This window comes from Sphingomonas paeninsulae (genome assembly GCF_003660165.1).
Lineage (GTDB): Bacteria > Pseudomonadota > Alphaproteobacteria > Sphingomonadales > Sphingomonadaceae > Sphingomonas_O > Sphingomonas_O paeninsulae.
In genome coordinates this window covers 2499255-2511323 of sequence record NZ_CP032829.1, presented here as the reverse complement: position 1 = coordinate 2511323, position 12069 = coordinate 2499255, and the positions used below count along the sequence as shown (strand labels likewise).

Annotated in this window: 13 protein-coding genes; 6 read left to right on the top strand and 7 right to left on the bottom strand. The window is 59.2% G+C overall.

What is annotated here, in order from left to right:
• Positions 1-203: 203 nt before the first annotated feature.
• Positions 204-752, bottom strand: coding sequence for a hypothetical protein (locus D3Y57_RS17855; RefSeq protein WP_162987188.1), 549 nt, complete (start codon positions 750-752; stop codon positions 204-206).
• A 126-nt stretch (positions 753-878) separates the two neighbouring features.
• Here D3Y57_RS17855 and D3Y57_RS17850 point away from each other — a divergent pair, with 126 nt between their 5' ends.
• The 5 genes from D3Y57_RS17850 (at position 879) to D3Y57_RS17825 (ending at position 5405) form a co-directional block, all read left to right on the top strand.
• Positions 879-1541, top strand: a complete 663-nt coding sequence (locus D3Y57_RS17850; RefSeq protein WP_121154769.1) for a response regulator — start codon at positions 879-881, stop codon at positions 1539-1541.
• Positions 1541-2908 (top strand): sensor histidine kinase, encoded by a 1368-nt coding sequence (locus D3Y57_RS17845; RefSeq protein ID WP_239025919.1) that lies wholly within the window; start codon positions 1541-1543, stop codon positions 2906-2908. The genes D3Y57_RS17850 and D3Y57_RS17845 overlap by 1 nt, the downstream gene beginning before the upstream one ends.
• 213 nt (positions 2909-3121) lie before the next feature.
• Positions 3122-3352: a hypothetical protein gene (locus D3Y57_RS17840; RefSeq protein WP_121154764.1), complete on the top strand. Its 231-nt coding sequence runs from the start codon at positions 3122-3124 to the stop codon at positions 3350-3352.
• A gap of 166 nt (positions 3353-3518) precedes the next feature.
• Positions 3519-4028: a hemerythrin domain-containing protein gene (locus D3Y57_RS17835; protein ID WP_121154762.1), complete on the top strand. Its 510-nt coding sequence runs from the start codon at positions 3519-3521 to the stop codon at positions 4026-4028.
• 987 nt (positions 4029-5015) lie between these two features.
• A complete protein-coding gene (locus D3Y57_RS17825; protein ID WP_121154757.1) occupies positions 5016-5405 on the top strand; it encodes a response regulator in 390 nt (129 codons plus the stop codon).
• Positions 5406-5537: 132 nt separating this feature from the next.
• On the opposite strand, the gene D3Y57_RS17820 is transcribed toward D3Y57_RS17825, so the two are convergent.
• A protein-coding gene (locus D3Y57_RS17820) for an IS3 family transposase (RefSeq protein ID WP_205590142.1) occupies positions 5538-6766 on the bottom strand; the annotation gives its coding sequence in 2 pieces (ribosomal slippage) (positions 5538-6431 and positions 6434-6766; 1227 coding nt in all).
• Positions 6767-6878: 112 nt separating this feature from the next.
• On the opposite strand from D3Y57_RS17820, the gene D3Y57_RS17815 reads away from it, so the two are divergent.
• Positions 6879-7619: a Crp/Fnr family transcriptional regulator gene (locus D3Y57_RS17815; RefSeq protein WP_121154755.1), complete on the top strand. Its 741-nt coding sequence runs from the start codon at positions 6879-6881 to the stop codon at positions 7617-7619.
• Between the two features lie 742 nt (positions 7620-8361).
• Here the strand turns inward: D3Y57_RS17815 and D3Y57_RS17805 are convergent.
• The 5 genes from D3Y57_RS17805 to D3Y57_RS17785 all read right to left on the bottom strand — a co-directional run bounded on the left by D3Y57_RS17805 (position 8362) and on the right by D3Y57_RS17785 (position 12068).
• The gene (locus tag D3Y57_RS17805) at positions 8362-8871 is read right to left on the bottom strand and encodes an ankyrin repeat domain-containing protein (protein ID WP_121154753.1); all 510 of its coding nucleotides are present in this window, start codon (positions 8869-8871) and stop codon (positions 8362-8364) included.
• Positions 8872-8891: 20 nt separating this feature from the next.
• On the bottom strand, positions 8892-9110 hold the full coding sequence (locus D3Y57_RS17800) for a hypothetical protein (protein WP_121154751.1): 219 nt from the start codon (positions 9108-9110) through the stop codon (positions 8892-8894).
• Positions 9111-9198: 88 nt separating this feature from the next.
• Complete coding sequence (locus D3Y57_RS17795; protein WP_121154749.1) at positions 9199-9789, bottom strand: DUF1989 domain-containing protein; 591 nt, start codon at positions 9787-9789, stop codon at positions 9199-9201.
• On the bottom strand, positions 9779-10501 hold the full coding sequence (gene gntA, locus D3Y57_RS17790; RefSeq protein WP_121154747.1) for a guanitoxin biosynthesis heme-dependent pre-guanitoxin N-hydroxylase GntA: 723 nt from the start codon (positions 10499-10501) through the stop codon (positions 9779-9781). The genes D3Y57_RS17795 and gntA overlap by 11 nt, the downstream gene beginning before the upstream one ends.
• 133 nt (positions 10502-10634) lie before the next feature.
• Entirely contained in the window at positions 10635-12068 is a 1434-nt protein-coding gene (locus D3Y57_RS17785; RefSeq protein WP_239025918.1) for a phospholipase D-like domain-containing protein, read from the bottom strand.
• Between the last annotated feature and the right edge of the window lies 1 nt (position 12069).

The window sequence follows — 12069 nt, the reverse complement described above, 5'->3', positions numbered from 1 at the left end:
ATTGAAGTTAATCGGAAGCTAGCGCGGGACCGGCTGCTCCTTCCGAAGCCGGCCGTTCACGCGCTGGCGAGCAGATGGGCAGCAGTGCGCCAATTTACAGACGTACATATTTTCCTGGGCGACCACCGAAGCGGTCGTTCGATAGAACCTATGATGCGTGCCCGAGGTCGACGGCGCGGCTTACGCGCGCGCCGCCTGTCGCTTCAACGTTGACCAGTATTCGTTGCCGCCGGTGCTTTCGCGGTCAGGATGTTGGCGGTTGGCACGGGACCATGGTGCGGCCCCTCTCCTCGGTCTCCGTCAATACCGCGTGGGCCGCCGGGACCGGCATGGCCGTGGCGACCTGGACCACCGTGACCAAGAGAGACCACCTTGCCTGACGGATCCACAAAAAAGGCGGGTCGAAAAGCGCCGTTGTCGAACCGGCCCTGCACGCTGACAATGGAACCGACCGGTGCCAGCGAGGCTTGCTCACCCACAGGTCCGGCGTCGATCAGCGTCTTGCCGGTTCCATCCTCCAGAACAAACTGATTGCCATAACGTTCGGCAACCCGGCCCTTGACAGTAACGATGCCCGAGTCTTCGGAGAGGCTCTTGATCGTCACGGCGTGGGTCGGTGCCATGGCGATTGCCGGGTGAAATGAGTGAGCGGCAAAGGCCCCGGCTCCGCCACCGATTGCCAACAGAGCGATTGCAGCAGAGCCGATCTTGAGGCGACGGCGCAGCGTCGGGGATGTTACGGTATCGGACATTTCAGGTTCCTTCATGAGTTGAAGGCCGGTCGTAGCGTGCCGATGCCGACGCTCGCTGAACCTCGCCGTTCAGTTTCGGTTTAAGGCGTAGGCCTAGCGAGGCATGAAGGATGACGAAGGAAGCCGATGCGTGTTTTGCTGATCGAGAACGATACCGCGCTGGCGGATGCGATTGCGCGGGCCTTGCGCGCCGAGTCCTTCGCGGTGGACGTCGCGCACAATGGCGAGGATGGCGGCCATCTCGGCGCAACAGAGTCCTATGATGTCGCGGTGCTCGATCTCGGCCTGCCGAAGCGAGACGGGCTTTCGGTGCTCGGCGACTGGCGGGCCGGTGGACGCACACTGCCAGTCCTCATCCTGACCGCGCGTGATGGCTGGTCGGACAAGGTGCTCGGCTTTAAGGCAGGCGCCGACGATTATCTGCTCAAGCCGTTCCGGGTCGAGGAACTCGTAATGCGCTTGCGGGCTCTGGTGCGCCGTGCCGCTGGGCATGCCGCCAGCGTGATCCAGTGCGGCCCCCTTGCCTTCGACGCCGCCACCGGCCAGTTCCATCTCGACGGCCTGCCGCTGAAGCTCACTGCATTCGAATGGCGCGTGCTGTCGGCGCTGGTATTGCGCAAGGACGCGGTGATCGAGCGGCTTGATCTGCTGGAACGCGTTTACGAGGGTGATGCCGATGTCGACTCGAACTCGCTTGAAGTGATCATCGGTCGGCTCCGTCGCAAGATCGGCGCCTCAATGATCGAGACCGTGCGCGGACTGGGTTATCGCCTGACTGAAAACGCGTGATGCGGGTTCTGCCGAAATCGCTGTCAGGACGGCTGCTCGTCACCGCCGCCGTGACCATCGTCGTGGCGCTTGTGCTGGCGAGTTTGGCGATCGGCCATATTCTCGAACGGTTCGTCATGAACGGGCTCGATGAACGGCTCGACGCGCAGATTACCCTGGTTTCGCGCGCGATCGGGCCAGACGGCACACTCGATGCGTCCAGGGCGATCGACATCCCGCCTTTCGACCGGCCCGGCTCTGGCTGGAGCTGGGAGGTGATCGGCCCTGCATCACGACTACGCTCGGCGTCGCTTGAAGGTGCCGACCTCGCGCCGCCGCGGGGTCGAGCCGGACCGTTGTTCGGTCGCGGTGATGACGATCACCCACACACACGCGAAAGGCCGCGCCCGCTCGACGGCTTCGACGCGCAGGGTCGCGCAACCCACTACAGAATGGCCACGCTGCCGACGCTCAGGGGCGATGCAATCGTGTTGGCAGCGGGGCCGCGCGCCATCGTCGAACGGCCGCTTCGCGCGGCGATGGTGCCGCTCCTGCTCTCGGTGTTCCTGCTGGGCGGCTTCCTGGCCGTGGCGCTGGTTGTTCAGCTTCGCATCGGGCTGCGGCCATTGTCGGTGCTACGCCAGCGCGTCGCCGACGTCCGCGCCGGCCGGGTCCGTCACATCCATGTCGAAGAGCCGACGGAGTTGCTGCCGCTGGTCGGTGAATTAAACGCGCTGATCGACGCCAATGAAAAGGCGCTCGTTCGTGCGCGCGGGCACGTCGCCAATCTCGCGCACGGACTGAAGACACCGCTTGCCATCATGAAGCTCGATCTCGCTCAAAAAACTGGCGACACCAATGACCAACTTCATTCACAGCTTGAGCGCATGGAAGGGCAAATTCGTCATCACCTCGGGCGCGCACGAGCGTCAGAGGCCGGTGGAATGACGGCGCGCCTTTTACTTGCTCCACGCGTGCGCGATCTAAGCGACGCGCTCGCACGGATCTATGGTGATCGGTTGATTAGGCCGATTATCGACATCGATCCGACGCTCGAGGTGCAGTGCGATTCCCAGGATCTCGACGAAATGCTTGGGAACCTTTTCGACAACGCATGGCAGCATGCCGAGACGACGGTCCGCGTCGGGGCACAGGCCGTCGACCGGACGATCGAGATCACCATTGATGATGACGGCGCAGGAATGTCACCCGACCGCATCACCGACTTGAACACGCCGCAGCGCCTTGACGTTGGTGCAGGTGGTAATGGCTTGGGGATTGCGATCGCCCGCGAATTGGCCGAATTGCATGGGGGATCGCTGGTGTTGTGGCAGAGCGACCTTGGTGGTCTCTCGGTCAGCCTTGGCCTCCCCGGCGGGGCTCCTTGAACCGTCGGTTGCGCGCACAACATGTGCCGTTCGACCCCACTGATGCCATTTAAATAGCGGCCGTCCATTCATCGAATTCAGGCCAGTTTTTGGAAAGTCTCCAAAATCAATAGTGGGCACATACAGCATCGAAGCCGATTCACTGGTGCATGCAGGAAAATTGCCTCTACCATTGCGCAAAAGTACGGATGAAGCGCTCATACATTCGCATGGGTGCATCGCTCGCGAACAGTAAAGATCGAATGCGGCAGCAGCACGGTTAGCTATGTCGTCATTGCGACCAGCGACGCTGGCGGCATCAACGAACTTCTGCGCGCAGTACATCGGGAGCGGATTGCCTTCAACAGCGCTGCCCTGACGCTATCGCTGAGCGCCGCAAGCTATGCGGATGTCGCCGTGCTCGAACCGGGCGACTGGCCGGCCGCGGCTGACCGAACACTCTAGAGCCATCGGCATCGCTCGATCGCTTCCCATGGCGCTCTGGACGTAAATCTGGCCCACCGCCGCCGCGAGCCAGATTGCTGCGGGCGCTAACGACTCGCAACAGGCAGAGAGCGGGAACGCAAGTCGACCTTGCCGTGTTCTTTGTTAAACAAGAGGGAGTTTCACCATGGCCGACACCAAACAGGACGCAATTGCCCTTCTCAAAGCCGACCACCGCACGGTCGAAGGCCTTTTTGAACAGTTCGAAAGCGCGAGTGGCTCAACCAAGAAGCAGAAGCTCGCGCTGCAGATTTGCCTGGAGCTGACCGTGCATGCCAAGATCGAGGAAGAGATTTTTTATCCAGCCTGCGAAGGCAATGTCGAGGAAGACCTGCTGAAGGAAGCCTATGTCGAGCATGACGGCGCCAAGGTGTTGATCGCCGAGATCGAGGCCGCCTCGCCCGATGACGAATACTACGACGCCAAGGTCAAGGTGCTCTCCGAGCAGATCGAGCATCACGTCGGCGAGGAAGAGCAGCGCATGGAGGGCATGTTCGCCCAAGCCCGCAAGGCCGGACTCGACATGGACGCGCTCGGCGAACAACTTCTGGCGCGCAAGACCGAGCTGGTCGCAACCTACAAGACTAGCGGTCTGCCCAAGCCCGAACTGACCACGCTCACGTCGACGACAATCTGATCGCGATTGCTCGCGTGCGCTTCTTCGGTGTTATCATCGTCGGCGGCGGGTCTGCGGGCTTCCTCCGCCGGTTCCATCTGCGCACGCTCGTCATCGACAGCGAGCAAAGCCGCGCGGCCTCGATCCCGCTAACGCGTACCATGCCGAGTTTTCGGACGGCATCCCAGGCGAACAACTGCTCGCGCGGATGCCCGCGCAAGCCTCGCTTTATGGCACCATCTATCTCGATGACACGGCGCGGGAAAAACTTCGGAAGGGTAAGTGAAGCAGATTAAGTCAAAGTTTTTGAATGGCAGAAATCCGAACGGCTCCGGCACCGTGGTTGATAGCTGGCGGATTTTGGGTATGTTTCAGCGGCGGAGACGGGGCCGGCTTGCCCTGTGTTCGGAGACGCCCTTTCATATTGCGGTAGCATAGCCCGGCTGCCCAGCCGTTCGAGACACCTATGCTGCACCTGACGGACATACTTCCCGGCGAGTCCGGCATGAGCAGCCTGTGCAAGTCGCGCCAGCTGAAACGCGCGTTGGATGATGGTCGATTGTTCAGGCAATCAAACGGTCAATCTCATCGCGGTCAAGAGATTGGTGATGAAGAGAAAGTGCAAGTGCCCAGTAGGCAGCCGCGAGGCACCTACCTGTTGAAACCGTGCGCCCCCGCCATTTCTTTCGAATAACACGCAAGATAGTCTTAATCACTTTCCGTCATCAACCATCTCGTTACGTAGTTGAAACTAAATCAAGTCTTTTTCTCGAGTATGATCCTTGCCATCTGTGCGGTAACGTACGCCGCTGATCAAACTCAGAGCAAACTCTACTTTGTGGGCTTAGTGCCCGTGCCCGCGGTTGATTCTTTGCGACGCGAACAACTGGATACATTTCAGACTCGGTACGTTTATAGCCTGGTACTGCCCGGTGCGGCGACGCGACTTCTTGATGGTGGCACCTGTCACTTCCTGAATGCGATCCTCAGGTACATTCGGGAGCAAGCATGCCAGGTCATTACAATCACGCAAAAATATTAGAGGTTCTTGTTGTTGAGGACGACGCGCTACTCCGAATGGCCGCTGTAGATCTGGTAGAGCTGGAAAATCTCGTAGTATTCGATGCTGATGGTGCGGATCAGGCGCTCGAGCTTCTCGCCCTTCATTCGCAGATCGGTATCGTTTTCACTGACATACAAATGCCGGGCTCAATGGACGGCATGGTCCTGGCACAGCATACAAAGGCGCGCTGGCCGCACCTCCAGCACATCATCGTTTCGGGCCAGCTGGCTCCAACGAAAGCGCAAATGCCTGATGGTGCTCAGTTCTTTGCAAAGCCGTACGACACCGGGCTGAAAGGCCAGACGTTACGCGCGATGGCAGGAATCCAGGTCTGACCAGGGCGTACCCGCTAATTGCTGTTCAAGAGCGAATTGTGCGTTAACGCACCGACTCCGACAGGCAAAGTAATGTACCGTACATAATCGCTTGCCCCACATGGCGCTCCTGCGACTGGATGTTGTTGCCCCCTAAAGGCCTGACAGAGCCTCGCAGGTTTGTGCGATGAACTCGCGTGGTGATCGATAGCGCAAAGCGCGGTGCGGATGCACCTCGTTATAATGGGCGAACCAACCGGGCAGTTGATCGATAACGCTTTGCGCATCAGGCCGAGGGTTCACGCGGACATAGTCGCGCTTGAGAGTGCGGACAAATGCTTCTGCCATGCCGTTCGATTGCGGACTGCTGACCGGGGTCGTGCGCGGGATCAGTCCAATGCCTCGGGCGAAGGCACGCGTATCGCGGGCGGTGTAGCAGCTGCCGTTATCGGTGAGCCACTCGATCGGCTCGGGCACGCGATTCACCCGTCCATAGCGATGCTCGACGGTGACGACCATCAAGTCCTGAACGTCCTCGGCGGTGATGCCGCCCGTCGTCGCCACGTGTCCCATCGCCTCGCGGTCGCAGCAGTCGAGTGCGAACGCCACGCGTACCTTCTCGCCATTGTCGCAAGTGATCTCCAGCCCGTCGGAGCACCAGCGCGTGTTACGCAGATCAACGGCGACCCGGCCGTCGTGACGCCGTTCCTCACGGCGTTCGCCGTCTCGCTGGAGCAGCAGCCCGTGCACCTTCATGACGCGATAAACGCGCTTGGGATTGGGCGCTTCGCGCCCGGTCTTCTCGGCTTGCCGACGCAACAGAGCATGAACACGGCGATAGCCGTAAGTAGGCAGATCGGCGACGAGCGCGCGGATTTCGGCGACCAGTTCGGCATCCGGCAGCGGTGGTCGTCCTCGTGGCCGCGGAGGAGGTCGATTACGGACTGCGGAAAGGTGTGGGCGGGCGATCCCGATCGCTTCTGCGACCGCACTCACCGTCCATCCCCCGGCAACGAGGTCGAGCGCAACAGCAGTTTTTTTGGGCCTGCGGCCCGGGACACGGCCTCGCGGAGCAACTCATTCTCCATGGCCTTCTTGCCGAGCAGCCGGTGCAGTTCGCGCACCTGCGCCTCGAGTGCACGATACTCGGACGCCGGCACCACTTCCTCGCCAGCTGCTGCGGCAGTCAGCGCGCCCTGGTTCATCAACCTGCGCCAGGTGAAGATCTGGCTGCCGCTGATGCCGTGCTGGCGGGCGACGAGCGACACGCTCATCCCCGGCAGATACGTCTCCTCGACGATCCGGACCTTTTCCTCCGGTGTCCAACGCCTCCGGCGCTGAACACCGGAGAGGACCTCGCCATCATTGTAACGCCTGGTCATACTGTCAGTCATATGCCTCACTCTTATATAAGAGCGAGGCCCTGTCAGGTCATTTAGGGGGCCACTTCACTGGAAGTGGCTCTGTGCTTTCGCTCCTTATTAGGCGAAAGCAATGAGTTCGATCTTTCCAACGACCAATTTGCTCCTTGCGAGTTTGGATACATCCACCGCTGAAGGGTTGCAGCCTTATCTAACCCGGGTGCCGCTCAGCCACCGTGAGGTGCTGGCTGAGCCGGAAACGCCGATCCCCTATGCATACTTCCTGGAGGATGGCATCGCCTCGGTCGTCAACATGTTCGAAGACGGCAGCGAGTCCGAAATCGGCGTCTTTGGTCATGAAGGGATGTCGGCACCTTCGATTGCGCTGGGCGTCAATCAAACACCGTGTCGCGTTTATATGCAGCTGGACGGCACGAGGGCGTTGCGCATTGCGACGCACGACCTTGCTAGCGCAATGAACCACCGACCTGCATTGGCGACGATAGTTTGCAACTATGCCCAGGTGGCTGCAATACAGGCTGGTAACACGGCAGCTGTGAACGCCCATTTCGGCATTCCACGCCGTTTGGCGCGGTGGCTGTTGATGTGCCATGATCGCGTCATCGGTGACGAGCTGCCGATTACTCATGAAATGCTGGCGATCATGCTCGGCGTACGCAGGCCTGGCGTGACCGTCGCGTTGAATGAGATTGAGGAACAAGGTGTTATCGCCAGTTCCAGGGGACGGACGACTGTGGTTGACCGGGAGGGTCTGGAGCGGCTTGCCGGCAGCGCGTACGGCACCTCCGAAAAGGAATACCGCAGGCTGCTAGGTCCGTTCGGAAAAGGCTTGCGACACAATCAAAAAATTTAGCTGCGGCACGGTTGCGCCATGTTTGCAACTTCCTTTCCGCTGTTGATTAACGGTCGCGCGCGATACGCTTTGCTGTTGGATTGCCACGCGGTAAATTGGGTGAGACCGAGGGGCGTCTAGGTACAGACATGGTCGGGTCTCGTAAAAACAATCAACCGTTACTCTGGAGGCAGTGTTTTCTGAAGATTATGAGCACGGACGACGCGACGGTCTTCGTCTCGCCTTGGCCATCCTCGCGACTGAAGACGCTAAATGAGCAGCATTGTTGGGCGAAAGCTAGTCCTGGCGAACCGATGCTACGCGTAAGGTGCGCCACAAGGCCCTAAAGGTAGCCCAGCAGCGCATTCAGACCGCACTTAATCAACTTTCTCCCAAAGATGACACGGCGTTGGATGCCGAGCTCACTGCAGCCCTCGAGAAACTCGGTCTTTGAAATCTCCCTGTCGGATTCAGCGCTTGCCGAAATTATCCTCATCGACACGGCATCTCGACTATCGCGGGCGTCGTCGTCGCTAGGTCAGAAGCTTCGACAACTTGCGACTGAGAGACTTTTTCATGCTGTTGGCGAACCCGCTCTAGCAGCGCGGAGCTGATCAACGATGGTATCGCCTTGTCTTCGAACACCGTTGCCAAGCAGGTGATCGTCTGTCCGAACGCCGTGGAACGGCCTCAGTTTCATGGCGTCAGCTCGATGATGGCAGGCCCATAACACTGCTAGCGTGTCAGCGGCGGATTGCCGCGTCTAGGAGGCGAGACGGTTCGCCATGATAAAATTGTTTTGCGCAGCGGCAACGCTAGCGGCGCTGTTGCCGACCGCGTCCACCAGTGCCGGATTAGCGCCTGCGCCCAACAGCAAATCAACAATCGCATCGCGCGCGAACATTGCGGCAAGCATGATGGCTGTCTGATCGGCCGCATTTCGCTTGTTAACATCAGCCCCTGCATTGATCAGCAGCGCTGCGATTTCGTCGTATCCTTTAAACACGCACCCCATCAGCGCGGTGTTGCCTCGACCCAGATCGGGCGTATCGACTGAGGCTCCCTTATCGATAAGAATGGCAGTGGTCGAAGCATTTCCGTTATAGCTCGCCAGTATAAGCGGAGTGTGGCCTTGGGAGTTGAAACCCTCGATGTCGCCCCCGGCCTGCACCAGGGCATCGATCATGTCGTCACGCCCACGCCGTGCCGCTTCAAACAACAATTCCTGGATTCGTTCGCCTGAGGGAAGCGGCGGCAGTGCTGCATCGGTCATATAAGACTCCCCTTCACCAACTATCTTCGCGCCTGCGCCACTTTTCGTGCCCCAGACTTTTTCGCCATATGATGTCCAAGTGCACATCCGCCGACTGCACCTGCGACAGCATGATGACCGGCATAGTGCCCGGCAACTCCGCCCACGACAGCGCCTTTGATGCATCCCTTGGCCTGCACCACTGCTGGCATCGACAGGATTGCTGCGGTGGCTATCGAGAGAGTGACGAGTCTACGCATCGTATGCCCTTGAATGTCGCTTCGGGCGGAAGCGACCGGCTTGTTCAATCCTCAACCATCCAGATCGGATTAAGTTGATGCTGTCGAGTCATTCGACCCGACACTCGATCAGCTTGAGGCGACCATTGTTCGATTGAAGCGCCGAGCACGCCGTCAAACCTACTATCAGGTCCATGCGTGCCCTGAACTTCATGTAGTCACCCGGCTTGCTGAGCGGCGGCAGAACGCTGATCGCGCCAGTTGTGCCGTCGATCGGCACGTTCATAAAGCAATTGAAGGCGACGGGAATCGCGTCGGGCTTGATGTCGTAGGGCGCGAGCGCCTGGGCAAGATTGCCAAAGCAGCCCTGGTGCGGATCGGTGTCGCCGTAGATGATCCTGAACGTGTCTTTCGAACAGGGTGTCAGCAGGAAATCGTGCCGACCGACCACATCCTCGACGATCTCCAGCATTACGTTGCTGCGGTTCGAATACAGCGGGTCACCCGTCGTCAGGTAAATTCGGCTCGCATAATCGAGGGTCCGGCCTGAAGAGAGCACTTCAGCGACGTCGTTGGCATTGAAGCATAGTAAATCGGCGACTTGTTCGCCTTCTGGATCGATAACCGTCAACGTTTGGCCGGCCTTCATCGTGAACGCTGTACCGGTCCGAGGTGCGATTCTGACCAATTCAGGCCGCATCACGCTCCTCCTTTCGTGGATCGACGAAGGGGCAACGCCACTCGCTTGCGACGGCACGTCCGCTATATTGGCGTGCTTCACTGACGTCGCCATGGCGCGACAACATCGGATTGATCGAGCCCGCCATCGCCAGATCGCGATCCAGAATGGCACCGCGAAGTTTTTCATAGCGTCCCTCGGCTCGAAGGCGTTCGAACTGGTCGTGCAGATTGAACACCATCACTGGCGTCACAAAACGGCGCGCGGGGCGACTGGCACTGGGGTGCAAACCAACAACGAAAAACGCTTCACCACCAAAGCTCAGCGAAAAATGAGGATTATCGGGATCGGCACTGACCCGTGTGTCGTGATTTTGCCCAAGCCAGGCATCCTTGTTGGCAACCGACTGGATCCGGTCCCACATGTTTGCTTCAAACAAGGATTCATCCAGCGTGAGTGGACCTTCAAAGATCACAGCAAGGCTCTGGAAAAGTTTGTCTTCGCGGCGATAGTTGGCAACGAATGCCATAAGCGCCGTGTGCACTTCCATGTCGTTCCGTGCGCTTGTGATAGAGCGCGCCACTACGGCCTTGATCTGATGACGGGCCAACGCAGATTTTGCTCCGACACACGGAAAGTCCTGGTCGGCAATGGCGGCATGAAATTGTTCGATGAGCGGATGATGCTCGGCAAATGGCGAATCGAGTATCGGCTCCCCATTTTTATCATTCATTGTACGGCGTAACGCGCCAGAGCCTGAATATTTCCAGAGGCGCAGATGTGGATGGTTCTGCCCGGCAATCAATGAGTGTCGCGGAACCAACGCCGGTGATCGTCCGACCAACACTGGACCGTCAGAGAAAAGCCTAATGTCGACCGAACATGTTCCGGAATAAGCCGCCGCGATCACGGACCTCGAACATCTGAGCAGGGCCTTCGGGGTCGAGAACCTCGTTGTCTGCCAGCCATTTCTCGACAGCTGAAAGATCAGGTTGTTCAAACGGCTTCAACCGTCCTTGTTTATTGAGGGTATCGATCACGGCAAAAAGCGATCCGTGGTCTTGCAAGTGGCGCGTTACTGCTCCGGCTTCGATGCCGAGATGCTCGGCGATAAGCCCATCGCGCACGCTGGAAATGACGGCGACCCGATCGGTGTTGTGTCCGACGGTGGCGTCGATGGTGATGTCGCATTCCGTGTCGAGACGCATCGAACGGTTATTGAAATTGGACGAGCCGATCCGGAGAATCTGATCATCGATGATCAGGATCTTGGCATGAACGTAGATCTGCTGCCCACCCTCGGTAAGCGGATGATACATGCGCAGGCGCGCGTTTCGATCCCGGCGGCGTAGCGCCTCCAGCAGCCGTGCACGGGCACTGTCCATGGCGACGGGCTGCAGCCATCCTTCAGCTGTCATCGGGTTGATGATGACGATTTCGGGGCAGTCGTCCTCGCCGAGCCTTGCCGCAATCGCCTCGGCTATGCGCCTCGAAGCAAAATACTGGCTTTCCGCATAAATCATGTGTTTGGCACGCGCGATCTGAGCAACATACAGTTGCTCGATCTCGGTAACGGCCCGCTGGTCGGCCATTTCAGGAACTGTCCGTGAGATGCTGATGTCGATGTCGGTGAAGTCGGCGTTCAAGTTGTCGGGCCAGCAGTCGTGTTCACTTTCGATCGGCAACAGCGCAGCACACCCGGCCCTTTGCCAGCGATCCCGGCAAAGGTCGCCAAGTGCTGCCGCCACGGGTCCCTGCAAAGCGCTCGTCGCGTCGTGCCATGGCTTATATGGTTTGCCGCCCGGTCCCACCCGTCCGGCCTCGTCATCAAGGTGTTCGCGCGTGTCCCAGCGGTTGCCAGTCATGTCGATGCCCCCACAAAACGCAAAGCAGTCGTCGATCACCATGATTTTCTGGTGGTGAGAGCCGCCGGTCGGGTGGTGACCGTCGAGCTTGGTGTGAATACGCGGGTGCCGCATCCATTTCACGACGGTGAGCACCGTAGTGCCCCGAAACAGTGCGCCAAGAGCGCCTGTGTCCCAACGCAGCAGGTACACCTCCAGCTTGGGATTGCGCTCAACGAGCCAGTAAATGAATTCACCAACAGTTTCCGGACCACCGTCCTCACAGCGCTCTTCGGTCAGCGTGATTCGCGCGTCAAAATCCCAGCCCACGAGCATGATGCGTTGCCGCGCTTTGAGCATGGCCGTACGAGCGATCCGGAAATAATCACAGGCGTCCACGATGATTGACGCCCGCGTGGCATGCTCGGTCCGCCATACGGCGCCAGTCTGGCTCAAT

Bases quoted from the DNA above. Each gene is read 5' to 3' on its own strand.
- D3Y57_RS17855 (WP_162987188.1), bottom strand. From the start codon at position 752: ATGTCCGATACCGTAACATCCCCGACGCTGCGCCGTCGCCTCAAGATC.
- D3Y57_RS17850 (WP_121154769.1), top strand. From the start codon at position 879: ATGCGTGTTTTGCTGATCGAGAACGATACCGCGCTGGCGGATGCGATT.
- D3Y57_RS17845 (WP_239025919.1), top strand. From the start codon at position 1,541: ATGCGGGTTCTGCCGAAATCGCTGTCAGGACGGCTGCTCGTCACCGCC.
- D3Y57_RS17835 (WP_121154762.1), top strand. From the start codon at position 3,519: ATGGCCGACACCAAACAGGACGCAATTGCCCTTCTCAAAGCCGACCAC.
- D3Y57_RS17825 (WP_121154757.1), top strand. From the start codon at position 5,016: ATGCCAGGTCATTACAATCACGCAAAAATATTAGAGGTTCTTGTTGTT.
- D3Y57_RS17815 (WP_121154755.1), top strand. From the start codon at position 6,879: ATGAGTTCGATCTTTCCAACGACCAATTTGCTCCTTGCGAGTTTGGAT.
- D3Y57_RS17805 (WP_121154753.1), bottom strand. From the start codon at position 8,871: ATGACCGATGCAGCACTGCCGCCGCTTCCCTCAGGCGAACGAATCCAG.
- D3Y57_RS17800 (WP_121154751.1), bottom strand. From the start codon at position 9,110: ATGCGTAGACTCGTCACTCTCTCGATAGCCACCGCAGCAATCCTGTCG.
- D3Y57_RS17795 (WP_121154749.1), bottom strand. From the start codon at position 9,789: ATGCGGCCTGAATTGGTCAGAATCGCACCTCGGACCGGTACAGCGTTC.
- gntA (WP_121154747.1), bottom strand. From the start codon at position 10,501: ATGAATGATAAAAATGGGGAGCCGATACTCGATTCGCCATTTGCCGAG.